Source organism: Streptomyces sp. ASQP_92, assembly GCF_025399895.1.
Taxonomy (GTDB): Bacteria; Actinomycetota; Actinomycetes; order Streptomycetales; family Streptomycetaceae; genus Streptomyces.
On the sequence record NZ_JAODUA010000018.1, the window covers coordinates 119890 to 142595 of the forward strand.

Annotated in this window: 24 protein-coding genes; 14 read left to right on the forward strand and 10 right to left on the reverse strand. The window is 73.8% G+C overall.

Annotation, left to right across the window (positions count from 1 at the left end):
* Positions 1–97 precede the first annotated feature (97 nt).
* From N4G70_RS29970 to N4G70_RS29995, 6 genes are all read left to right on the forward strand, one after another.
* Complete coding sequence (locus tag N4G70_RS29970; protein ID WP_261715883.1) at positions 98–376, forward strand: hypothetical protein; 279 nt, start codon at positions 98–100, stop codon at positions 374–376.
* A 77-nt stretch (positions 377–453) separates the two neighbouring features.
* Complete coding sequence (locus N4G70_RS29975) at positions 454–1734, forward strand: cytochrome P450 (protein ID WP_261715884.1); 1281 nt, start codon at positions 454–456, stop codon at positions 1732–1734.
* A gap of 46 nt (positions 1735–1780) precedes the next feature.
* Positions 1781–2008, forward strand: a complete 228-nt coding sequence (locus tag N4G70_RS29980) for a hypothetical protein (protein WP_261715885.1) — start codon at positions 1781–1783, stop codon at positions 2006–2008.
* A gap of 8 nt (positions 2009–2016) precedes the next feature.
* The gene (locus N4G70_RS29985; RefSeq protein WP_261715886.1) at positions 2017–3021 is read left to right on the forward strand and encodes a glycoside hydrolase family 26 protein; all 1005 of its coding nucleotides are present in this window, start codon (positions 2017–2019) and stop codon (positions 3019–3021) included.
* Between the two features lie 161 nt (positions 3022–3182).
* Positions 3183–3500, forward strand: coding sequence for a hypothetical protein (locus N4G70_RS29990; RefSeq protein ID WP_261715887.1), 318 nt, complete (start codon positions 3183–3185; stop codon positions 3498–3500).
* 152 nt (positions 3501–3652) lie between these two features.
* Complete coding sequence (locus N4G70_RS29995; protein ID WP_261715888.1) at positions 3653–3928, forward strand: chaplin; 276 nt, start codon at positions 3653–3655, stop codon at positions 3926–3928.
* Positions 3929–4036: 108 nt separating this feature from the next.
* Here the strand turns inward: N4G70_RS29995 and N4G70_RS30000 are convergent, their stop codons facing one another.
* The 7 genes from N4G70_RS30000 to N4G70_RS30030 all read right to left on the reverse strand — a co-directional run bounded on the left by N4G70_RS30000 (position 4037) and on the right by N4G70_RS30030 (position 9196).
* Positions 4037–4906 (reverse strand): tyrosinase family protein, encoded by an 870-nt coding sequence (locus N4G70_RS30000; RefSeq protein WP_261715889.1) that lies wholly within the window; start codon positions 4904–4906, stop codon positions 4037–4039.
* Entirely contained in the window at positions 4890–5417 is a 528-nt protein-coding gene (locus N4G70_RS30005; protein ID WP_261715890.1) for a tyrosinase cofactor, read from the reverse strand. The genes N4G70_RS30000 and N4G70_RS30005 overlap by 17 nt, the downstream gene beginning before the upstream one ends.
* A 337-nt stretch (positions 5418–5754) precedes the next feature.
* Positions 5755–6399, reverse strand: coding sequence for a vitamin K epoxide reductase family protein (locus tag N4G70_RS30010; RefSeq protein WP_261715891.1), 645 nt, complete (start codon positions 6397–6399; stop codon positions 5755–5757).
* Positions 6400–6434: 35 nt separating this feature from the next.
* Complete coding sequence (locus tag N4G70_RS30015; RefSeq protein WP_261715892.1) at positions 6435–6935, reverse strand: DUF5949 family protein; 501 nt, start codon at positions 6933–6935, stop codon at positions 6435–6437.
* Between the two features lie 295 nt (positions 6936–7230).
* A complete protein-coding gene (locus N4G70_RS30020) occupies positions 7231–7530 on the reverse strand; it encodes a hypothetical protein (RefSeq protein ID WP_261715893.1) in 300 nt (99 codons plus the stop codon).
* 465 nt (positions 7531–7995) lie between these two features.
* Positions 7996–8802 (reverse strand): hypothetical protein, encoded by an 807-nt coding sequence (locus N4G70_RS30025; protein WP_261715894.1) that lies wholly within the window; start codon positions 8800–8802, stop codon positions 7996–7998.
* A gap of 154 nt (positions 8803–8956) precedes the next feature.
* Positions 8957–9196 carry a chaplin gene (locus N4G70_RS30030; protein ID WP_261715895.1) on the reverse strand — a complete coding sequence of 80 codons (240 nt, stop codon included), beginning with the start codon at positions 9194–9196 and terminating at the stop codon, positions 8957–8959.
* 649 nt (positions 9197–9845) lie between these two features.
* Between N4G70_RS30030 and N4G70_RS30035 the strand changes: the two genes are divergently transcribed.
* The 8 genes from N4G70_RS30035 to N4G70_RS30070 are packed head-to-tail and all read left to right on the forward strand — an operon-like array spanning position 9846 to position 19226.
* Complete coding sequence (locus N4G70_RS30035; RefSeq protein ID WP_261715896.1) at positions 9846–11012, forward strand: glycosyltransferase; 1167 nt, start codon at positions 9846–9848, stop codon at positions 11010–11012.
* A 50-nt stretch (positions 11013–11062) separates the two neighbouring features.
* On the forward strand, positions 11063–12493 hold the full coding sequence (locus N4G70_RS30040; protein ID WP_261715897.1) for an exopolysaccharide biosynthesis polyprenyl glycosylphosphotransferase: 1431 nt from the start codon (positions 11063–11065) through the stop codon (positions 12491–12493).
* 28 nt (positions 12494–12521) lie between these two features.
* Entirely contained in the window at positions 12522–13817 is a 1296-nt protein-coding gene (locus N4G70_RS30045) for an O-antigen ligase (RefSeq protein ID WP_261715914.1), read from the forward strand.
* Entirely contained in the window at positions 13814–15427 is a 1614-nt protein-coding gene (gene murJ, locus N4G70_RS30050) for a murein biosynthesis integral membrane protein MurJ (RefSeq protein ID WP_399037344.1), read from the forward strand. The genes N4G70_RS30045 and murJ overlap by 4 nt, the downstream gene beginning before the upstream one ends.
* The gene (locus N4G70_RS30055; RefSeq protein ID WP_399037347.1) at positions 15417–16202 is read left to right on the forward strand and encodes a polysaccharide deacetylase family protein; all 786 of its coding nucleotides are present in this window, start codon (positions 15417–15419) and stop codon (positions 16200–16202) included. The genes murJ and N4G70_RS30055 overlap by 11 nt, the downstream gene beginning before the upstream one ends.
* A complete protein-coding gene (locus tag N4G70_RS30060; RefSeq protein WP_261715898.1) occupies positions 16199–17428 on the forward strand; it encodes a glycosyltransferase in 1230 nt (409 codons plus the stop codon). The genes N4G70_RS30055 and N4G70_RS30060 overlap by 4 nt, the downstream gene beginning before the upstream one ends.
* Positions 17425–18096, forward strand: a complete 672-nt coding sequence (locus tag N4G70_RS30065) for a lipopolysaccharide biosynthesis protein (protein ID WP_261715899.1) — start codon at positions 17425–17427, stop codon at positions 18094–18096. Before N4G70_RS30060 ends, N4G70_RS30065 begins: the two co-directional genes overlap by 4 nt.
* Positions 18096–19226 (forward strand): GNAT family N-acetyltransferase, encoded by a 1131-nt coding sequence (locus N4G70_RS30070; RefSeq protein WP_261715900.1) that lies wholly within the window; start codon positions 18096–18098, stop codon positions 19224–19226. Before N4G70_RS30065 ends, N4G70_RS30070 begins: the two co-directional genes overlap by 1 nt.
* Here the strand turns inward: N4G70_RS30070 and N4G70_RS30075 are convergent.
* The 3 genes from N4G70_RS30075 to N4G70_RS30090 all read right to left on the reverse strand — a co-directional run bounded on the left by N4G70_RS30075 (position 19212) and on the right by N4G70_RS30090 (position 22431).
* On the reverse strand, positions 19212–20516 hold the full coding sequence (locus N4G70_RS30075; protein WP_261715901.1) for a glycoside hydrolase family 26 protein: 1305 nt from the start codon (positions 20514–20516) through the stop codon (positions 19212–19214). The two genes, N4G70_RS30070 and N4G70_RS30075, sit on opposite strands and share 15 nt — an antisense overlap.
* A 273-nt stretch (positions 20517–20789) precedes the next feature.
* On the reverse strand, positions 20790–22040 hold the full coding sequence (locus tag N4G70_RS37060; protein ID WP_315904308.1) for a chaplin family protein: 1251 nt from the start codon (positions 22038–22040) through the stop codon (positions 20790–20792).
* Between the two features lie 157 nt (positions 22041–22197).
* Complete coding sequence (locus N4G70_RS30090) at positions 22198–22431, reverse strand: chaplin (RefSeq protein WP_388723062.1); 234 nt, start codon at positions 22429–22431, stop codon at positions 22198–22200.
* Between the last annotated feature and the right edge of the window lie 275 nt (positions 22432–22706).

Genomic DNA, 22706 nt, shown 5'->3' on the forward strand with positions numbered 1-22706 from the left:
CTGCAAAGTTCCCCTGCTTGCAGCAACCTGGAGCCCGTCCGCGCGGCGCGCGCCCCCCGGGGCGTGCCCTTGGCCCGGCTCATGCGTTGTAGCCGACATGAACGTACGCCGATACCTCGCCGCCGCCGCGGCCGGAACCGCCATCGCGGCCGCCCTTTCCCCCGCCGCGCACGCCCTCGACCTGGGCGGCACCCTGAGCAAGACGGCCACCACCACCAGCGCGGCGGGCGCCCAGGTCAAGCCCGTCGCCGAGAGCGCGGTCGGGAACAAGCTGGGCCAGAAGGTCACCGCCGTCAAGCATGGCGTGAAGGCCGGCACCGACGCGGTCAAGGCGGCCAAGGACGCGGTCAAGGCCAGCCGCGAGCTGATGAGCTGACCAGCCGTCATCTCCCGTCCCACAGCGTCCTTTCCAGTGTCAACCCCGAGCCGCGCGGCGGTCAGGACGGTGCAAGCGTGACCCACACCCGGACGGTCCCGGCCCCCAGCGGCGCCGGCGCCGACCTCGCGGACCCGGCGTTCTGGAAGCTGCCGGCCGCTCAACGCCTGGCGCGCTTCACGGAGCTGAGGCACGAGCCGCGCCCGGTGTTCTTCACCGAACGCCGGGCCACCCCGCGCCGCCCCGAGCGGGGCTTCTACGCCCTGGTCCGGCACGCCGACGTCCTGAAGGCGAGCCGGCTGCCGCGGGTGTTCGCGAGCGCGCCGGGGGTCACCTCGCCCGAACCGGCGCGCTGGGTGCGGGCGCTGTTCGGTGACTCGATGGTCAACCTGGACGGCGCCGACCACGCGCGGCTGCGCCGCATCGTGCAGCAGGCCTTCACCCCGCGCCTGCTGGCCGCCACCGAGACGCACATCCGTGAACTCGCCGTGCGCATCGTGGACGACATGGTCGCCGAGCGGCCCGACGAGTTCGTCTCCTCGGTGGCCTCCCGGATGTCGTTCGAGGTCATCTGCGTGATGCTGGGCGTGCCGGACGCCGACCGGCGCCGCATCGCCCGCCAGATCGACCGGGCCTCCGAGCACGCCGGGGTACGGCGCGGTCTCGGCGCCCGCCTGATGAGCCCGGGCAAGGGGCTGCGGGCGCTGGCCCGGATGGAGCTGACGGTGGCGCGTCTCGGCCGCGAGCGGCGCCGCCACCCCACCGGAGACCTCATCTCGGCGCTGGTCTGCGCCGACCTGGAGGGCCAGTCACTGACGTACCGTCAACTCGGCTCATTCTTCTCGCTGTTGCTCGTCGCGGGCGTCGAGACCACGCGCAACGCCATCGCTCACGCCCTGGCCCTCCTGACCCGCAACCCGGACCAACTGGCCCTGCTCACCGATGATTTCGACCGGTACGCCGACGGCGCCGTGGACGAGATCGTGCGCCACTCGACGCCCATCATCCAGTTCCGCCGCACCGTCACCACGCGCTACACCTTGAGTGGCCACACCTTTCTGCCCGGCGACAAAGTGATGCTCCTGTACGCCTCCGCCAACCGTGACGCGTCGGTGTTCACCGACCCGGACGCCTTCGACATCACACGCGACCCCAACCCGCACCTCGGGTACGGGGGCGGCGGCCCGCACTACTGTCTCGGCGCCCATCTGGCCCGCCTGGAGATCAAGGCCGTCCTGCGCGAACTGCTCACCCGGCCGCTGGCCGTACGCGCCCTCGGCGAGCCCGAACTCGGCACGTCCAACTTCGACCACCGCGTCCGCAGGCAGTACTTCGCCTTCGATGCGACCAAGCCCTGACACCCGGCGCGCGTACCCTCCCCGCGCGAGGGGCGTTGTACCGGGCATGAACACACAGCGCCGCCTCCGGGCCGCCACCGCCGCCGCCTCCCTCCTGCTCCTCGCCGCACCCGGTGTCGCGGCGGCCGACACGGGCTCGGGGCAGGGCAGCGTCACCGAGTACGGGCAGCCGAAGGTGCTCGGCGGGCAGGGCGAGATCGCCGAGACGCTCACCGCTGGTGTCGCCATGTTCGGTGGCGCCCTCCAGCCCGGCGGCGCGTCCGGGGCCCACTGACGGTCGGGATGCGCCGGGCGAGCGGGACCGGCACCGGACGCCGTCGGGCGGCGGACGCCGCGTCCTCGTGGAAGGCCGCGCTGTGCGCGCTCGTGCTGCTGGTCTCCGCGCTGGTCCAGCTGCCGGGCGACCGGCCGAGCGGTCCGATGCCGACCGGGGCCAGGACCGCGGCGGGCGTCTTCACCGGGTCCGGCGGGGACGGCGTCGTCAAGCTCGCCGCGGTCGAGAAGTGGCGCGGCCACGGGCAACTGCGCGCGGGGCACACGTATCTCCCGGGCGGCACCTGGAGCGGCATCGAGGGCCCGCCCCCGCTCCTCGCGCCCTGGGCCCGCTGGCGCCACGAGCGTACCGACCGGGTCTTCGTCCTCAACGTGCCGATGCTGGCCCGCAACGAGGACGGCCTGCCCGACGCCGAGGTGCGCGACCTGCTCGGACAGGGCGCGCGCGGCGCCTTCGACGGCCACTTCACCGCGCTGGCCGAGCGCCTGGTCGCCCTCGGGCTCGCCGACACCAACGTCGTCCTCGGGTGGGAGATGAACGGCGTCACCTATACGCACCGGTGCGCTCCCGACCCGGCCGCCTGGCGGGCGTACTGGCGGCGCGTGGTCACCGCGATGCGCTCGGTGGCGGGGCAGCACTTCCGCTTCGACTTCGCGCCGAACCGCGGGCGCGACGCCGTGCCGTGGACCGAGTGCTATCCCGGGGACGCCTTCGTCGACATCCTCGGCATGGACTCCTACGACCAGCCCGCCGGCATGTCCTTCCGGGAGCAGGTGGAGGAGCCGTACGGACTGCGCGCCCAGGTCGACTTCGCCGCCCGGCACGGCAAGCCGGTGTCCTACCCGGAGTGGGGGCTCTTCCGCAACGGGGACGACGCGCGGTACGTGCGCGGGATGACGGCCTGGTTCCGCCGCTACCGGCCCGTCTACCAGACCCTGACCGACTACTGCCCGCACGGCGTGTGGGAGTGCCCCGACCACCCCGAGGCGGCGCGCGCCTACCGGGCGCGGTGACCGGCGGGCCGCGCGCTGAGCCGTGCGGGGGCGGCCGGTGGGCCGGACGGGTGGTCCCTTCGATGGTGCTCGCGTGGCCCGGGGGCCCCCGCGAGGCGGATCCCAATTATGCGTATCAGCATCTGATCCCCCTCCGGTTTTCCTGTTGAAGGGTCGCAGGCATGTACAAGCTCTCAGGTCCGGCGGCGCGGGCCGCCCTCGTCACGGGCCTGGTGTCCGCGCTGGGCACCGGGTACGCGGCGCACGCCGCCGGCCACCCCGGAGCGGCCCCGCCGCCCGCCTCCGCGCCGCACGCGGCCCCGCACGCGCCGGGCGGGGCCGCGGTGCGCCCCGGCACGGCACGGCCGACCCTGGCCGACACCGGTGCCGACGCCAACGCCACGCTGCTCGGCGCCCTGAGCGCGGGCGCGGTCGTCACGGGGGCGGCGGCGGTCGCCCTGTCCCGGCGCTCCTCACGCGGGAGGTACGGCGAGGAGTGACGCACTCGGCGTGGCGCGGGCGGCCCGGTCCCGGTTCGCTCAGGGAGGAACCGATTTGCTCCTTGGTGTCCGTTACCTATGGCCGATCGACACGTTGAAGTGACATGACGACTGCGTGTCTGCGGTCGCGTGTCCAATCAAGGAGAACTTTGATGTCTCGTATCGCGAAGACGGCCGCCGTCGTCGCCGGAGCGGGCGCCATGGCACTGGCCGGTGCGGGTATGGCCGCTGCCGACGCCGGCGCCGAGGCCGTCGCGTCCAACTCCCCCGGCGTCCTCTCGGGGAACCTGCTGCAGGTGCCGGTGCACATCCCGGTCAACCTCTGCGGCAACACCGTTGACGTCATCGGCCTGCTGAACCCGGTGTTCGGCAACACCTGCGTCAACGACTCCCACCTCCTCCACCACCACGGTGGCTACGGGGGCTGACGCCTTCCTGTCCCGGCCGGACGGTCCTCGTGACCGCCCGGCCGGGCCTTTGATCCCATCGGTACCTGCGGCCTCCCGGACTTCTCCCCCCGGGAGGCCGTCGCCGTGTCAGGCGTACCGGTAGATCCGGCTGTGGTCCAGGAGCGCCGCCGGCGCCACGTTCCACGGCGGCATCGGATCGTGTAGCGCCGCCACCCGGCCGTGCTGGAGGTCGCCCAGCGGTGGCGGCACGTCGGGCAGATACCGCTTGGACTTTGGGTGGGCGGCCTGCCAGCGCGACCACAGGCTGTCGACGAAGGCGTGGTGCAGCCAGAACACGGGATCGTTGACGGCGGCGCCGCCGAGCATGATCCCGCCGATCCAGCGGTGCACCTGGTTGTGCGTACGGAAGCGGGCGTTGCCCGACGCCGTGGTCCAGCCCTCCATCTTGTTGCGGAACCCGGTCCCGCTCATCGAGTTCCAGGGCGAGACGTCGTACACCGGGTCGGCGAGCGCGTGGGCGACATCGGCGGCGGCGGGCAGTTTGATCGGGTCCTTGGGGCGGCCCAGGTCCCGCGTCAGGAAGCGTTCATCGGTGACGTTGGCCGTGATGTCCCAGTTGCCGTGGGCGTGCGCGAAGGGGCCGGTCATGACCTGGAGATCACCCCGGCGTCCGTTGCCGCCCATGAAGTCGTCGCCCCACAGCGACGAGGCGGGCGAGTTGTCGCGCGTCCAGTCCCAATAGGGCACGGTGACACGCGGGTTGACCTTCTGCAGCGCCCGCTCGAACTCCAGCAGGAACTGGCGGTGCCAGGGCAGGAAGGACGGCGCCATGTGCGCCACGCGCAGCCCGCGGTCGCCGTCGGACACGTAGAAGTCGATGTGGGTGCGCACGAACGTGTCGTATGCGCCACGCCGTTTGAGTTCGAGCACGGCGTTGACGAACGCCTTGCGCTCGGCGCTCGTCAGGTTCCGCTGGTTCTTACGCGTGTACACCACGGACGGCTCCCCCTTCGTGGCCCGCGTGCACGGGCACGGCGGCCAGCCGGGCGCGGCCCAGCTCGGCCGCGGCGGCGCGGGCGGCCTCGCGGGCGGTGGCATAGGACTCGTAGTGGTCGACGGAGCTCAGATAGGTGCCGTCGGCGCGGCGCATCAGCATCAGCTGACGGTCGTCCACGAATACGGCGACCTCCGCCCCGTCCGCGTGGAGGGGGCGGCCCTGGATGCGGTGCCCCGCGTGCATCTCGTCGAAGAGCATCCCCTCGGGAACACGCGGGGTGGACCCGGGACCCGTGGTACCGGCCGGCGCGGCGGAGGGGATGCGGGAGAGCGCGGCGCCGGTGAAGGCGACGGCCGCCGAGGCGAACAGGGCGCGCAGCAGGCCGCGCCGGGCGATGCGCCAGGCGGTACGGGGCGGGGGCGCGCCGGGCCCGGTGGGCTCGGGGGCGCGGCCCCGGGGGCGGGGGCGGCCGGTCCGGCGTGCGCGCCAGAAGTGTGTCGCGTCGTTCATGGGCGTCTCCCTCGTGCTCGCTCGCGCGGACGAGTCCGGCACATGCGTGGGCCCCGCAAACCGTCCTGGTTCCGGGGCCCGTCCGAGCGTCCGCTCTCCTTGACCGATGCCGGGTTCAACGAGGTGCCCCGGCGCAGGAAACGGCCGCCGTACGCTCGTCGGCGCCGCCGACGCTCCCCGGGCCGGTACTGGTTGCACGGCCCGGGGAGGCTTCAACCATGCGACTGGTCGGTGGGGTCAACGCCCGCGGCGGGCGGGCGTGTCGGTGGCCGGAGGTGTTTCACGCGGTTGGCCCAGCGGGCCCGCAGGGAGAGTACGGTCCGGCCGGCGGCGGCCCTCACCCCGTCCAGAAGTCCCACCAGCGGGTCAGGATCAGCATCGCGACGACCCCGATGTGCAGGACCGGCACCGCCCAGCCGAACTCGGCGGCCAGGCCTCGCGCCCAACCCGGCGCGGGCAGCGCCCCCTTGATCACGTTGAGCTGGGTGACCCGCCAGAACAGCACGATGGTGGCGACCCACGCCAGACAGCACCACAGGCACAGCGCGCCGATGCGGTACAGCGACTCGAACTGGAGCCAGCTGACGAAGACGACGCCGGAGGCCGCCCCCGCGTTCAGCGCCAGCCAGTACCAGCGCCCGAACCGGCCGCCCCCGAGCAGGCTCACCCCCACGCAGCACACGATCCCGTACGCCACCAGGCCCAGCATCGGATTGGGGAACCCGAAGACGGACGCCTGCGCGCTCTTCATGATGTTGCCGCAGGAGATCACCGGGTTGAGGCTGCACCCCGGGACGAAGTCCGGATCGCGCAGGAGCTCGAACTCGTCCAGGGTGATGACCCAGGAGGCCAGCAGGCCGGCCGCGCCGGTGAGCACCACCAGCCAGGCGAAGCCGCGGCCGGCGCCGAAGGCGGGGCCGGGCGGCGGGCCGGACGAGTCGGTGACCGGCGCCGGCGCCTGGAGCGTCCCGTGGAAGGGCATCGGTGTCGTCTCCGTTCCGTTCTCGTCCGGCGGGCTCAGCCTCGCAGCCGGCGGATGGGGAGCAGGCAGTGGCCCGCGGTGGTGATGGTGGCCTCGTCGCCCGCGAACGCCCTCAACTGCTCTTCACTGACGGCGACGCCGGGCAGGGCCTCGGGCCAGGAGCGGGTGGCGAACATGAACTGGACGGTGCCGCACTTCTCGGCGGCCGCCAGCCACTCGGGCGGCGCGGGGCACTGGGCGGTCATGGTCGGCAGGGTCAGGACGGCCCGGCCGGCCTGCACGATCAGGGTCAGCGGGAACGAGCCGCCGTGACTCTGGTCGACCACGCTGCCGGCCGGCATGCCGATCTCTTCGAGGAGCGCCCGCGCCGCGACCTCGGCGCCCTCGGGGCCCTGGACGCCGTCACCGAGGGGGTACGCCATGAGGAAGGGCACGTCGCCGGACCCGTCGGGCTGTTCGCCGCACCACGCGATGACGATGAGCGAGCCCAACAGGGCGGCCCTGGACGGCTGTACGGCACTGCTGGCTGAAGTCATGCCGGGACTCTAGGACATTACGGGGCGAGTCCTTCGCCTCTGTCACCCATCCGGATGAAACGTCCTTCAGGGGCCTTCAGGGGCCTTGAGGGGGACGCACCGGGCCCTGCGGATGCGGCCGGGGGGGTGGGACGGGTGACGCGGGGGGCTGCGCGGGTGCCGCGCGGGCTGCGGCGGGGGTGACGCGCGGATGCGGCCGGTCCGGACATGCGGGAGCGGCCCCGTGTTCCCCAACTCAGCGAAGCCGCCCACCACTTGACGCTTTCCGGCCGGGCACGCACCGGGCCCCGCACGGCTAGCCGATCGGCAGTCCGCCGAGCATCTGGCCGGGGCCGGACTGGCCGTGGGGCTTGCTGAGGTCGCGGGCGGTGCTGGTCGCCGCGTGCAGCAGGGAGCCGTCCGACTTGGGGTCGAGCGCGGTGGTGTTGACGGGTGCCGCGTCGGCCAACTGGGCGTGGGACATCTGGTTGGTCAGCGAGTCGAGGCCGCCGTTGAGGCTCATGGGGGGCAGGGGAGGCGTGGCGCCGGTGGCGAAGGCCGGGGCCGCCGCGCCCATCACCGCGAGGGAACCGGCGACCGCCGCGGCTACCTTCATCGACTTCATCATCAATCCTTCCGCGGCGAGTTCGATCGCCGAATGGGCCGCGCGTGCCGCGCTCCGGCGGAGCCGCGCGTATCTCTGTCGCTTTGCGATGCTTCGCCTTGGGTAACGACTCCCGGACGGTTGGGAAACCCTTCGGGAGCGGATCGGGGCCGCATCGCGGCCGGTCCGGGGCCGGATCGGGGCCGGTCCGGGGCCGGGTCGGGGCGGGTCCGGGGCCGGTCCGGGGCCGGATCGGGGCCGGATCGGGGCCGGATCGGGGCCGGATCGGGGCTTCCACTCGCTTGCGGGCGGTCCGCCGATTTCCGTAAGGGGTCGTGGGAATTCCGGTGCGGGCCCGCGTGCCGGGGTCGGTGCGGGCCCGCGTGCCGGGGCCCTGCCCGGCGGGGCGGTCGCACTGGTTTCGTCCAGCGGAAAGCGCCGGTTCCGTTGCCGGTCCGGCGCTTGGGGCGGTACGGGTCAGGCGGGCAGTCCGGGGGCCGCGGGCAGGGATCCGGCCGGGGACTTGGGAGGCTGGGGCAGGCCCGGCAGGCTGGGCACGGGCAGTCCCGCGCCGACCAAGGTGGCGACGACGAGACCGACGAGGCCGGTGACCACCGAGGTCGCCGCCGGCACGACGCCGTCGGCCTTGGCGCCGGTGACCGCCTTGACGAGGTCGTCGACGGACTTCTTGAGCACGGCGACGGCGTCGGCCCTGACGTCCACCGGCCCGGCGGCCTGCGGGGCTCCGCTCAGCGGCAGCTCGGACAACGCGGGCGTGGGAGCGGCCGGGTTCGCGGGCGTGACCGGGCGCACCGAGGCCGCGGGAGGGGCCGGTGCCGCGGGCTTGGCCGGCGACTCGGGCACGGCGGGCTTGGCGGGCACTGCGGGAGCGGCGGGGGTGGCGGGTGTGGCCGGTGTTGGGGGAGTCGCCGGGGTCGCGGGGTCGGCCGGGGTCACCGGCTTGGGCGGCGTGAGCGCGGCCGGGGTCGCCGACTTCGCGGCGTCCAGGGCGGACGTCGCCGCGGACGCGAGGGCCGTGACCTCGGCGGGCGATTTGCCGCCCAGCGCGCCGGTCACCAGATCCGTGACCGGCTTGAGCACACCCCCCAGGTCGGCCAGCACCTTGACCTGCTGGAGCACCCCGTCGGCGCCCGGCACCGCGGCCTCGGCCCGGACCGGTCGCGGCGGCTGGACGCCCTCGGCCGCGGCGGCCCCGGCGGTGGCGATGACGATCGCGGTCGACAGGGCCACTGCGGCCAGGCGCCGCGGTGTGCGTGCACGCATGAAAGGGTTCTCCTTCGCTGAGACAGGCGGATTTCCCTCACCGTGCGCGGCCCCCTCATCCCCCGCAACCGCGTGCCCGCGCGTCTGCGCCATCCGGGGCAGCACAAAGCCCCGGCGGCCCCCTGAGCGGGGGCGGCCGGGGCCGTGGCGGGGACTACTTGTTGACGCAGGTGTTGCCGAAGGCGGGGTTCAGCAGGGCGATCACGTTGACCGTGTTGCCGCAGACGTTGACCGGAACGTGCACCGGCACCTGCAGCAGGTTGCCCGAGAGGACACCGGGGGAGTTGGTGGCAGCGCCCTGCGCGCCGGCGTCGGCGGCGGCGACGCCGGCCCCACCGGCAATGGCGGCAACGGCAGCGGTGGACAGAACCAGGGCCTTCGCGGTACGCGACATGGAGAAGCACTCCTAGGTTTGGGAAAGTCAGGGGCCTCGGGATAAGGCACTGACCGGGTGATGTCACTCGACCTACACCTCAACGCGGACCCGGCCCTCCGGTTTTGCCCCTAACGGGTGAACCCATGTTTTCGGCAGCGAAAACATGGCCAGGGCGTTGGTCCGAACCGCGTAAACGGCGGGCGCTCAGGACCGGAGAACGTCACCCCGAGGGGTTGATCCGCGACGCCGGTGTTGTCCGGAGCGGCGTTCAACAGGGCGGGAGTTCGCGGTCATGACCTGGGCGTCGGCACCCGTCGTCACAAGGGAGGCGACCGTTCGATTCCCCGCTTTTCCATTCGGACGGAAATTCGAGTGGAGATTCGGTTGTGGATTCGGATGGAGATGAGGACACCGATACAAAGAGCGAACCGTCAATCGGATACGGCGCATCGCCCGAAGGAACACTCCGGCCCGCGCATTCATGACGTGACCGGGTCGTAAATACGGTTACAGTTGCTCCTCGCCCGGGGCCGTTCGACGCGTGGGGAACCCCGGCAACCGCACGACCGGTAAAGCGGAATTCACGAGCGGACCGCCCCGCGGGGGTGAGTCCCGCAGCATCTTTGTCCAGCTTTCATTTCGAGCGCCAGGACCGGAGTGACCGCGCATGCCCACGAGAGCCAACGCCCCCGGCGGACCCGATGGGCCGGGGCCCGCGCACGACTTGAGTGTCCTGCACCTGGTTCAGCCCGTTGAGGGGGGCGTAGCCCGAGTCGTCACGGACTTGGTACGGGACCAGCTGCGCAGTGGATTCCGGGTCACCGTGGCATGCCCCGAGGGAGGCCCGTTGAGCACCGAACTGTCGCGCCTGGGCGCCCGGGTGGTCCCCTGGCGGGCCACCCGCTCGCCGGGCCCCGCGCTGCTCGGCGAGACGCTGCGCGCGGCCCGGCTCATCCGGCGCACGCGCCCCGATGTGATCCACGCGCACAGCGCCAAGGCCGGGGTCGCCGCCCGGCTCGCCGCGCGGGGCGCCGTCCCCACCGTCTTCCAGCCGCACGCCTGGTCGTTCGAGGCGGTGGGCGGCGTCACCGCCCGCCTGTCGCGGAGTTGGGAACGCGCCGCGGTGCGGTGGACCTCGCGGGTGGTGTGCGTCAGCGAGGGCGAGCGGGCCACCGGGGAGCGCGCCGGGGTCCTCGCGTCGTTCGCGGTGATCCCCAACGGCGTCGACCTCGACCTCTACCGCGCCCCCGAGACGGCGCGGGCCGCGACGGACGCGCCCCTGGTGGTCTGTGTCGGGCGGCTCTGTCGTCAGAAGGGCCAGGACGTTCTGCTCCGGGCCTGGCAGGACGTACGCCGTGCGGTGCCCGGCGCCCATCTGGTCCTGGTCGGCGACGGCCCCGACCTCGCGGCGCTCCGCGCGGCCGCGCCGGCCTCGGTCTCGCTGATCGGCGCGGTCTCCTCCACCGCCGCCTGGTACCGCGCGGCCGACCTCGTGGTGCTGCCCTCGCGCTGGGAGGGGATGGCGCTCGCCCCGCTGGAGGCGATGGCGTGCGGCACACCGGTGGTCGTCACCGACGTGGGGGGCTCCGCCGAGAGCCTCCCGCCGGGTCACGCGGCGCACTGCCTCGTCCCCCCGGAGGATCCGGGCGCGCTGGCCCTCGCCATGGCCCGCCTCCTCACGGACGCGCCGCTGCGCACCACCCTCGCCCGCCAGGGCCTCCAGCACGTGACCTCCACCCATGACGTGCGGCAGACGGCCCGGAGCATCGCGCGGGTCTACCGCGACGTGGCCGCTCTGCAGCGCTCCGAGCACAGGGAACCCATCAGCCAGTGACCGCGGAAAGCATCGTCCCGTCCGCCGGTGGCCCGCCGCACGGCGCCGGGATGTCAACGGGAACCGTCTCGGTGGTCACGCCCCGCGAGGCGCCGGACCACTTCGTCCCCCAGGCCGGGCGGCCGCGCGCGGGCGGCACGTTCGTGTCCGTCCTGCTCGCCGTCGACTGCGCGGCGGGCCTGCTCGGCATGCTCGTCCTGCCGTACGCGGGGCTGCCGCCGGGGCCCGCCGGCCTGCTCGTCGCCACCGTGCTCCTGCTCAACGCGCAGGCCGGGCTCTACCGGCCGACGATGGCGGGCGGTGTCCTCGGCGACGTGCCCGCCCTCCTCGTGCGCGCGCTGGCCGGCTGGTGTGTGCTGGCCGCCGTGCTGGCCCACCAGAGCGCCCTCGGCGAGCCGGGGGACGTGCCGCTCGCGGTGCCGGCGGTGATCGCCGGGTGTGCGGTGCAGACGGTGGCGAGCTGCGCCGGGCGCGGCGGCGCGCTGTGGCTGCGCCGGCGCAAGGCCGCCCGCAGGCCGCGTCCGGCCCTGGTGGTGGGCCCAGCCGCGACCGCCGTACGCGTCACGGCCGCGCTGGTACGCCGGTCGGGCGGCGGGGTCCGGCCCGTCGGCGTCGTCGTGCCGCCGTCCGAAGCCCCCGTGGAAGCGGGCCCGGTGCCGGTCCTGCGCAGCTTCGAGGAGGTCCAGCGCGCCGTCGTCCAGAACGGGGTGCGGGACTGCCTGTTCACGTACGCCGTCGAGGCGGGCGGCCCGAGTCCCGCGTCCCCGGCGCTGCTCGAAGCCCTGGGCTGTGCGCTGTGGCAGCTCGACACGCGGGCGCCCGGCCACACCGTGCCCGGCGCTCAGGCCGACGAACTCGCCGCCTTCCCCTGCTCCCCGCTGACCAGCACCCCCGCCGGCGCGTTCGGACTCTTCGCCAAGCGCCTGCTCGATCTCGCGCTCACCGTGCCGGCGCTGATCGCCGCCTCCCCCGTCCTGCTGGTGTGCGCGCTGGTGCTGCGCCGCAGCGACGGGCCCGGTGTGCTGTTCCGCCAGGAACGCATCGGGGCGGGAGGCACCACGTTCACGCTGCTGAAGTTCCGCACGCTGCGCCCCGACACCGTGCACGAGGCGGCCACCCGCTGGAACATCGCCGACGACCACCGCATGAGCCGCGCCGGGCACTTCATGCGGCGCACCTCGCTCGACGAGCTGCCCCAGCTGTGGAACGTGATCCGGGGTGACATGAGCCTCGTCGGCCCGCGCCCCGAACGCCCTTATTTCGTCGCCCAGTTCAGCAACGCCCACCCCGGTTACGCGGCCCGCCACCGGATGCCCGTCGGCCTCACCGGGCTCGCCCAGGTCGAGGGGTTGCGCGGCGACACCTCCATCGAGGACCGGGCGCGCTACGACAACTACTACATCGACCACTGGTCGCTGTGGCAGGACCTGTGCATCCTGCTGCGCACCGCCGCCTGTCTCCTGCGCCCCACGGGGAGTTGACGTGCACGCCGTCGCGGCCGCGCCGCCGATGCCGCTGCCGGTCCGGTTCGGCCGGGCCCCGCACCTGCTGCCCCTGCTCGCGGTCATCGCCCTGCTCGCCACTCCCCCGCTCGGCGGCGACGGTGCGGCGACCGCCGCCGACGCCGCGTGCGGGCTGCTCGTGGTGTGGGCGGTCCTGCGGGTGGTGCGCTCGGGCGAGCGGCCGCTGAGCCGCCGCGCCGCGCTCGTCATGGGGCTGCCGGTGACCGGGATCTGCGTGGCCGCGATGGGCGCGGCCGACCCGTCCACCGCGATCGCCGGGCTCGGCCGCTACCTCCAGATCTTCGTCCTCGTACCGCTGGCCGTGCTGCTGCTGCTGCGCGACCGCGACGACTTCCGTCTCGCGGCGGCCGCCATGGTGGCGCTCGCCCTGGTCGAGGGCGGCATCGGCGTTCAGCAGTACCTGACCACCACCGGCGCCTCCTACATGGGCGAGGACATCCGCGCGGTCGGCACCTTCGGCGCCACCGACATCATGGGCATGGCCACCGTGGTCTCCTGCGGGCTGCTCTGCGCCGTCGGCCTCGCCCTCGACCCCGCGCCCGGCGCGAGCCGCGCCCGGCGCCGGGCCGCGCTCTGCTGCGCCGCGCTGCTCCTCGTGCCGCTCGCCGTGTCGTTCAGCCGGGGCGCCTGGATCGCCACCGCGGTCGCGTCCTGCACGATGCTGTTGCTCTCCGGAGTGCGGCGCGCCCTCGTCGTGCTCGCGGCCCTCGCCGCGGCGACCGTCGTGCTCGTCGGCGCCAGCGGATCGGGCGGCAAGATGCTCCAGGAGCGGCTCACCAGCATCACGCAGGTCGAGAGCGCCCCCGACCAGTCCGTCACCGACCGGTACACGATGTGGGCGGCGGCGGAACTGATGTGGCGTCAAACCCCGCTCACCGGCGTCGGGTTGAAGGGATTTCCCGACCACCGCGACGCCCACTCCTCGCTCGCCCTGTCCGCCGGCAGCGACACCGCGGGCGCCGGCGCCGCCTTCAAACGCCAGCCCCTGCTCTCCCCGCACAACATGTACCTCCTCGTCCTGAGCGAGCAGGGCCTCATCGGCGCGGTCACCCTGGCCGGCGGCTGGGCCGCGCTCCTGGTCGCCGGCGTCGGCAGGCTGCGCCAGGCGCGCGCGAGCCGCGCCCCGCTGGACTGCGCGCTCATCGCCACGGGACTGCTGACCTGGCTGCTCGTGGACTTCTTCTACGGTGACATCGGCGGCCCCTCCACCCCCCTGACCGCGCTCGTCCTCGGCCTCGCCGCCTGGTGGAGCCTGGCCGCACGAGGGGCGGCCAGGACGTGACAGAGACCGCTCCCCCGCTGCTCCCCGTACCCGCCGCGCCCCCCGAACCGGGCGCGTCGGGGCGGCTGTTGGCGCGGGCCGCGCTGCTCACCGCCGTCCTCACCCTCGCCGGCGCGCTCCTCGGTCTCCTGCGCGACCAGGCCTTCGCGCACGTCTTCGGCGCCGACACCGACACCGACGCCTTCCTGATCGCCTGGACCGTCCCCGAGGTCGCCGCGACCCTGCTGATCGAGGACGGACTCGCCTTCGTCCTGGTACCGGCGTTCAGCCTCGCCCTCGTCAAACGCGGCACTCCGGGCCCCGACCCGGTCCGCGCCCTGGTCGCGGCGACGCTGCCCCGGCTCACCCTCGCCCTGACCGCGGGCGCCGCCGTCCTCATCGCGGCCGCGCCCGCCGTCGTCGCGGTCCTCGCACCCGGGCTGCCCCGCGCCGACCTCGCCGTCGACTGCACCCGGCTGACCGCGACCTGCGTCTTCACCTTCGGGCTCGCCGGCTACTGCAGCGCCGCCCTGCGCGGCCACGGCCGCTTCCTGGCACCCGCCTCCATCTACGTCGCGTACAACGTGGGCATCATCGCCCTGCTCCTGCTGCTCGGCGGGGCGTGGGGGGTGCGGGCGGCCGCGGCCGGGGTCGCGTGCGGCGGCGTCCTCATGGTGCTCGTCCAGCTTCCGGCGCTGTGGCGCAGTTGGCGCCGCCGTGAGCGGCCGGCCGTTCCCGCCGCGCGGCGCGAGCCCGGCGACGGCGCCGCGGGGGCCCTGCGCCTCGCGCTGGTCGCGCCCATCGTGGTGTTCGCCCTGAGCCGCCAGACGCAGGTCCTCATCGAACGCTTCCTCGCCGCTCCGCTGCCCGCGGGCGCCATCTCGCACCTGAACTACGCCCAGAAGGTGGCGCAGATGCCGATGGTGCTCTCCCTGATGCTGTGCACGGTCACCTTCCCCGTCATCGCCCGCGCGCTCGCGGCGGGCGACACCGAGCGGGCCCGACGGCGGGTGGAGAGCGACCTGATCGTGGCGGGCACCATCGTGCTGCTGGGCGCGTCGGTGGTGGTGGCCTGCGCGCCACAGATCATCCAACTCCTGTTCCAGCGCGGTGCGTTCGCCGGCCACGACACCGCCGCGACCGCCGCCGTCATGCGGGTGTACGCGCTCGGTCTGCTCGGCCAGACGCTGGTGGGGGTCCTGGCCCGCTCGTACTTCTCGGAGGCGCGCCCCCTGTGGTTCCCGGCCTGCGCGATGCTGGCCGGGCTCGCCACGACCGCCGTGACCGGCGCTTTCGCCGTCCCGGCGTGGGGCGCGCCCGGCATCGCCGGCGCCAACGCGCTCGGCATCACCCTGACCGCGCTGCTGCTCCTGTGGGGCAGTGGCCGGCGCCGTACCGCGCTGTCCGTGCGGTGGGTGGGCGGTCAGCTCGCCCGTCTCGTCGTGGCGGCGTGCGGCGCCACCGCTGCCGCCTGGTGGGGGGCGGCGGCGTCCTCAAGTCCCGTACTGGCGACGGCTGTCGGCGCGTTCGCGGCAGCCGTCACCTTCTCGATCGTGGCCCGTCTGCTGCGGGTCAGGGAGTTCTGTCTGCTGTTCCGTCCCGTCACACGAAAGCTCTGGCATGCCCGTTGACACGGCAGTCGGCGACCCACGAGGTCCACTGACTGGTTCGAGACCGCGCCCCGCCGCACCGCTGTGGGTGGCCATGTACCACTCGGTGTCCCACACCCTGGACGATCCCTACCACATCACCGTCTCGCCGCCCCGCTTCGAGCGCCAGCTGCGCTGGCTGCGCCGGCACGGCCTGACGGGCGTGAGCATGGCCGAACTCCTGCGCGCCCGCGCCGCCGGCACCGCCCGGGGCCTGGTCGGTCTCACCTTCGACGACGGATACGCCGACTTCACGGGCGAGGCTCTCGCACTGCTGCGCCGCTACGAGTGCACCGCGACCGTGTTCGTCCTGCCGGGGCTCCTCGGCGCCACCAACGAGTGGGACCCGCTCGGCCCGCGCCGGCCGCTGCTCGACGAACGCGGCATCCAGCAGGCCGCCACCTGGGGCATGGAGGTCGCCTCGCACGGCCTGCGCCACCTCGACCTGACCCACGTCGACGAGGACACCCTGCACCGCGAGCTCCGCGAGAGCAGGCGGCTGCTGTGCGACCTCACCGGGCACGACGTGGCGGGCTTCTGCTATCCGTACGGCGCCGTCGACCTGCGCGCCGCCGACGCGGTCCGCGCGGCCGGCTACCGGTACGCCTGCGCCATCGACCCGGGCCCGCTGACCGGCCGTTACGCGCTGCCGCGCGTCCACGTGGGCGAGCGCGACAACGGCTGGCGGCTGCACCTCAAACGCGGCCTGCACCGCTGGCGCCGCGAGGAGCCCGCCGACCTCCCGGAGGGCACATGAAGGTCCTGCACGTCATCACCGGCCTCGGCGTCGGCGGCGCCGAGCAGCAACTGCGGCTGCTGCTGCGGCACTTGCCGTACGAGGCCGACGTGGTCACCCTCACCAACCCCGGCGCCGTGGCCCGCGCCATCGTCCGCGAGGGCGGCCGGGTGCGGAACCTGGACATGGCGGGCAACCGCGACCTGTCCGCGCTCCCCCGGCTCACCCGGCTGATCGCCCAGGGCCACTACGACCTGGTCCACACCCATCTGTACCGGGCCTGTCTGTACGGGCGTCTCGCGGCGAAGCTCGCCCGGGTGCGCACCGTCGTCGCCACCGAACACTCCCTGGGCGAGACCCGCATGGAGGGACGGAGGCTCGGTCCCGCCGTACGCGGCCTCTATCTGGCGAGCGAGCGCCTGGGCACCACCACCGTCGCGGTGTCCACCACCATCGCGCGCAGGCTGGCCGACTGGGGCGTCCCGGAGCAGCGCATCCAGGTGGTGCCGAACGGCATCGACGCGGCGCGGTTCGCCTTCGACCCCCGCGCACGCGCCTCGGTACGCCGCCAACTCGGCCTGCCGCCGCGGGCGTTCGTGATCGGGGCGGTGGGCCGGCTCGCGGCGGGCAAACGCTTCCACACCCTGATCGACGCGCTGGCCGAACTCCCGGCCGCCTGGCTGGTGTTGGCCGGTTCCGGGGAGCAGGAACAGCCGCTGCGGGCCCGCGCCGAACGGCTGGGCGTGGCCGACCGGACGCTGTTCGTGGGCGAGTGCGTCCAGGACGGCACGGCCCCCGCGGGCCACCGCCCCACCCTGGCCGGGCTGCTCTGCGCGGTGGACTGCCTGGCCTCGCCGTCCGGCGAGGAGTCCTTCGGCCTGGCCGTCGTGGAGGGCCTGGCCGCCGGACTCCCGGTGGCGTACGTGACCTGCCCGGCCATCGACGACCTGCCGGCCGGCTCCGCGCCCGGCGCGCTGCGCACGGGCCGCACGGCCGCCGCCTTCGCCGACGCCCTGGGCGAACTCCAGCGCTCGGGCCGCCGCCTGCGGCAACCCGTGCCCGACGCGGTGCGCCACTACAGCGTGACGTCGACCTCGGCCCAGTTGGTCCGGGTGTACGAGGCGGCCGCGGCACGCGCCCCGCGGCCGAGGGCCCCCCGCGCGGCGCCGGACACCAGGACGGCCGGCCCGGCGGGTCTCCCGCCCGCCATCCCGACGAACACCTCGGAGAAAGAAGAGTCCAGATGAGCCAAACCTCCGGCTCGCGGCAGCATCAGCGCGCCCGCGGCCCGCTGCGTACCCGGTCGCTGCCGCGCTGGTGGCCGCTGCCCGTGTGCGCGCTGCTCGGCGCGACGGCGGGCGGGGTCTACGGCGCGGTGAAGACCCCGGAGTACAGCGCGACCAGCTATGTGGTGGTCACCCCGGCCGAGAAGGCCGACCCGTCGGTCGCGCTCGGCTTCGCGCAGGCCTACGGCCGGGTCGCCACCGAGGTCGCGATCATCGGCGACGCCCAGGTGTGGGCGGGAGTGAGCGCGGCCACCCTGCGCGCCGGTGTGCAGACGGCCACCTCCCCCGACGCCCCGATGATCGCGATCACCGCGACCTCGTCCCGTGCCGCGGACGCCGCGGGCATGGCCAACGCGGTGGCCCAGGCCCTCACCGTCAATGGCGCGCACAGCCAGAAGGACACCGGGGTGCGCGTGGTGCAGTTCTCGCGCGCCGCCAAGCCCCTCGTCCCCTCCTCCCCCACCGCGTCGCTGACGGCCCTGGTGGGCGGTTGCGCGGGCGGACTGCTCGGCGGCCTCGCCCTCCTCGCCCGGCCGCGCCGCCGCGAGGAGCCCGGCGCGGGGCCCGAGCGCGTCGCCTCGGTGCCGGGGCCGGCCGGCTCGGCCTGCGTACCGCAGGAGGTCGGCTAGTGTCCGGGCTCCGCGTGGCGGTGTGCACCGAGGAGCTCGCCTTCGCCGACCTCGCGCCCGCCTGGCGCGCGCTGCACCGCCGTTGCAAGGCGGCGACCCCCTTCCAGAGCCACGCCTGGCTCCACTCGTGGTGGCTCTCGTACGGCACACCGGGCCGCCTGCGGGTCCATCTGGTGTACCGGGGAACGGAGTTGGTCGGCGCGGCCCCACTGATGCGGGTGTGGCGCCCGCTGCCCGCGCTCGTACCCCTCGGCGGCGCCATCACCGACTTCACGGACGTCCTCCTGGACGACGCCTGCGCGGAGGAGGCCGCCGCCGCCCTCACCGGGGCGCTGATCGGTTCGGCGCGTTCCGCCCTGATCGACTTCGGCGAGGTCCGCCCGGGCGCCGGCGCCGAACGGATCTACACCAACTGGCCAGGCACGCAACGCACGTTGACCGCCTCGGCCTGCATGGAGCTGCCGGCGGCCGGCATGGACACGATCCTCGCCGGGCTGCCCGCGAGCCGCGCCCAGCGGGTCCGCGCGAAGCTCCGCAAGATCGACGCGCTCGACATCGAGCAGCGCGAGGTGCCGCCCGACGACGTGCCCGGGGCCATGCGCACCCTGCTCCGACTCCACGGGCTCCAGTGGCAGGGCCGCGGGGTGACCCGCGAGCACACGCGCCCGCGCTTCGAGGAGCATCTGGCGCGTGCCGTGAGCGAGATGACCCGGCACGGCGACGCGGTGGTCACCGAGTTCCGGCTCGACGGCCAGATCGTGGCGTGCGACCTGACGGTGCTCTCGCCCGCCGTCGCCGGCGCCTACCTCTACGGGGTCCACCCCGCGCTGCGCGACCGCAAGGTGGACGTGGCCACGATGCTGCTGCGGACCAACGCCCAGCGGATGGAGGGCAGTGGGCGGGGCGCCCTGAGCCTGCTGCGCGGCAGCGAACCGTACAAGCAGCACTGGCGGCCCGAGCTCGTGGTCAACCGGCGCTTTCTGCTGGCCCGTCGGCGGACGCTGCCCCTGCTGTGGGCCAGCACGCTCCACGCCCTCCTTCGGCGCCGCGCGGGCGCCGTGCGGCGCGAGCTGCGCCGGCGGCGGGACGAGCGGCGCCGTCCCGCCGCGGAGCGCTCAGGACCGGCGTGAGAACCAGTCGAAGCGCAGGCACAGCTTGCCCCCGATCCAGTACTCCGCCCACGACCCGAGATCGACCGGCGCGCACTTGCCGGGCGGCGTCGGCGTGACGGGCGAGGCCGGGGGCAGCGTGCTCGGCGGGGTGGAGGGCTGGGGGACGACCGGGACGGAGGGCTGCGGGCTCACCGGCGTCGACGGCTGCGTGGTGGCGTCGGTGCGGCCGTACAGGAGCGCGCGGTAGACCTCCGAGGAGCGCGGGTTGTCCTCGCACTCCCACACCCCGTGCGGGCAGTAGTCGGTGATGGTGTTGTAGACCGGCTTGTGCGCGTCCATCCACGCCAGCATCCGCCGCATGTACTCGGGGTTGTCGCCGTTGCGGAAGAGCCCCCACTCCGGATACGAGATGGGCTTGTGGTGCGCGGCCGCGAAGTCCACGTGCTGCTGGAGCCCGTACGGCTCGGTGATCTGCCGGTCGAAGTCCTGCCCCGGCGGCTGGTCGTAGGAGTCCATGCCGATGATGTCGACGACGTCGTCCCCGGGGTAGCACTCCGTCCACGGCACCGCGTCCCGGCCGCGGCTCGGCGCGAAGTCGAAGCGGAACTTCTGCCCCGGCACCGCCCGCATGGCGGCGACGGCCCGCTTCCAGTACGCCTTCCACGCCGCCGGGTCCGGGCCGCAGCGGTGGGTGTACGTGGTGCCGTTCATCTCCCAGCCCAGCACGATCACCGTGTCCGGGATCTTGAGGTCGACCAACCGCTGGGCCAGCCGCGTGTAGTGCTCGTCGAACTGTCCCGCGGCGCCCTCGGCCAGCAGCTTGCGCACCCGGAAGTCGGGAACGCCGGCCTCGTTGAGCGCCTGCATCGGCACGTTGAGGACGAGGGTGCGGTCGGCGCGCTCCCTGCGCCAGGCGGCCCAGGCGTCCAGAAACCCCGCCCTGCCCTCGATGTCGGACCAGGTGTTCCCGGGCAGATAGGTGTGCCCGACCCGGATGTTCACCCCGCCGAGCCACTTCTCCAGCGCCGCGATCCGCTTGACGCCGAGCACACCGGAGTCGAGGAACGCGCCGAAGGTCTCGACGGAGGGATGGGCGGGCGGGGGGTCGGCCGCGCTGCCGGGGCGCGTGGCGTCCGGGGCGGGAGCGGCGGTGGCGGCGGGCGCGGGGTGCGGGGATCCCGGGTGCGGGGTGTGCGGGCCGCCCGGGAGTGTGGCGCCCGGGGTGGGGGCCAGAGCGAGGCTGAAGAGGGCGCCCGCCACCAGAACGCCGGTCGTGAAGGTGGCCGCTCGATGACGTCGCTGACGCATGTGCGCTCCCTTGGTTCTGAGGACCTCCCCGGATTCCCGGTTGAAAATATTCTTATTGCGCCGATAGGGAAGATAAGCAGCCCACGCCGTAAGCCCCCCGAACGGACGTACGCCATGTACCGCCGCACGTGGTCTTTCTGATGGGGCCTCAGGTGCGCGGACCGGGCCGCGAACGGGCACGGCGAAGGGCCCGGCTCCTGGAGTGGAGCCGGGCCCTTCGCCGTACCGAACGACCGACTGAGCGGTCTACTCGACTACCGCGCCCAAGGGGCGTCAGGCCTTGGCCATCGCCCGGCCGCGCCGGTAGAGGACGCCTCCGCCGAGCACGAGCCCGGCAGCACCGGCGGCGGCCGCGGCGAGAACCGCCGGGTCGGCCCCGGTGTCGGCGAGATGCGCCGCGGCCACGGGCGCGACGACCCGGGCGGCGGGTTGCGCGGGAACGTCGTGCCGCGCGTGCCGCGGGGTTTCGTGCACGGGAGGCGCGTGGTGCACAGGGGGAGCCCCGTGCACCGGAGGCGCGTGATGCACGGAGGGAGCCTCGTGGACCGGGGGCGCCTGATGCACAGGGGGCGCGTGGTGCACGGAGGGTGCCTGGTGCACTGGGGGCGCGTGGTGGACAGGGGGTGCCTGATGCACGGGCGGAACCTGGTGGACCGGGGGCAGATGCCGCTCCGGAGGCGCGTGGTGCGCCTCGTGTCCGGGCGGGCAGTGGTGGGGCGCCGCGTGGTGCGCGGGGGTTGCGTGGTGCGCGGAGGGAGCGTGGTGCACGGGGGGTGCTTCGTGAACCGGGGGCGCCGCGCGCATCGGAGGTGCTTCGTGCACGGGGGGTGCTGCGTGCATCGGGGGTGCGTGGTGCACGGGGGGCGCCTGGTGCACGGAGGATGCCTGGTGGACCGGCGGGACCTCGTGCACCGGGGGTGCCTGGTGTGCGGGCAGGGGCGCGTGGTGGGCCGGGGCCGCGTGGTGGGCCGGCGGGGCGTGGCGCGTCGGGGCGGTGTGCCGGGGCGGGGCCGCGTGGTGGGGCCGGTGGGTGGCGGGGCCCGTCGCGCAGTGGTTGCCGAACGTCGGGTTGAGCAGACCCACCACGCTCACCGAGTTCCCGCACACCTGCACGGGCACGTCGACCGGCGCGGCCGCGGAGTTGCCGGACGCCACACCCGGCGAACCGCTGGTCACCGCGTGCGCCTGGCTGCCGGCCCCGTGGTGCTCAGGACCGTACGCGGCGGCGTACTCCCGCGCGTAGAAGTCGTCGTGGTCGTGGGACGGGGCCCCGGGGCGCCCGGCGTCCTCGCCCGCGTGGTCGGCCATGTATCCGGCGTCCTCGTCCGCGTGCTCGCCGGACGATGAGACCGTCGCGCAATCGTTCCCGAAGGACGGGTTGAGCGCTCCGACCGGGTTCACCGAGTTTCCGCACGCCTGGACCGGGACTTCCACGGGTGCCGAGATCGTGTTCCCCGAAAGGACACCCGGCGAGCCCACGCTCTCGGCATCGGCACCGGCTGCCTGAGCGTAGTTCGCGCTCATGGAGAGGACGCTCGTGGCTGCCACGGCAGTGAACAGGGTCTTACTGATGACCTGGCGCAATGGACTGTCTTCCGTCGCGGAGAAAAGTGGGAGAAACCGGCTTTGGGGCGTGCGGTGGGCACGCCCCAAAGTCGGAGTGGAGAGTCCTGGTGCTACGTCACTTGTTGATGCAGGTGTTGCCGAACGCGGGGTTCAGCAGACCGATGACGTTGACGGAGTTGCCGCAGATGTTGACCGGGATGTGGATCGGGACCTGAACCACGTTGCCGGACAGGACGCCCGGGCTGCCGACAGCGGCAGCCTGGGCACCCGCGTCGGCGAACGCCGGGGCGGCACCGCCCGCGGCGATGACAAAACCGGTCAGAACCGTCGCAGCCTTCATGTACTTCACGTGGATTTCCTTCCCTCAGTCAAAAAGTCGCGCAACAAGTCGTTGCACACGGCGCGTTGCCAGAGCTTTCGCCCAAGGAGCCGCTGACGAATTGATAACGATTGGTTCCGGCAAAGGAAACCGAAGTGGAACCGTACTGCCGTTTTCCTCACCCAAATGACAGGAGAACCGGCTGTTAGCGCCACGCCCCTCGGCCGTCGTGCGATGCGCGCCCAAACAACTCGGGCCGCCGCAGCCCGACAAAGGACCGCGGCAGCCCGAATGGCGGCAGGAAA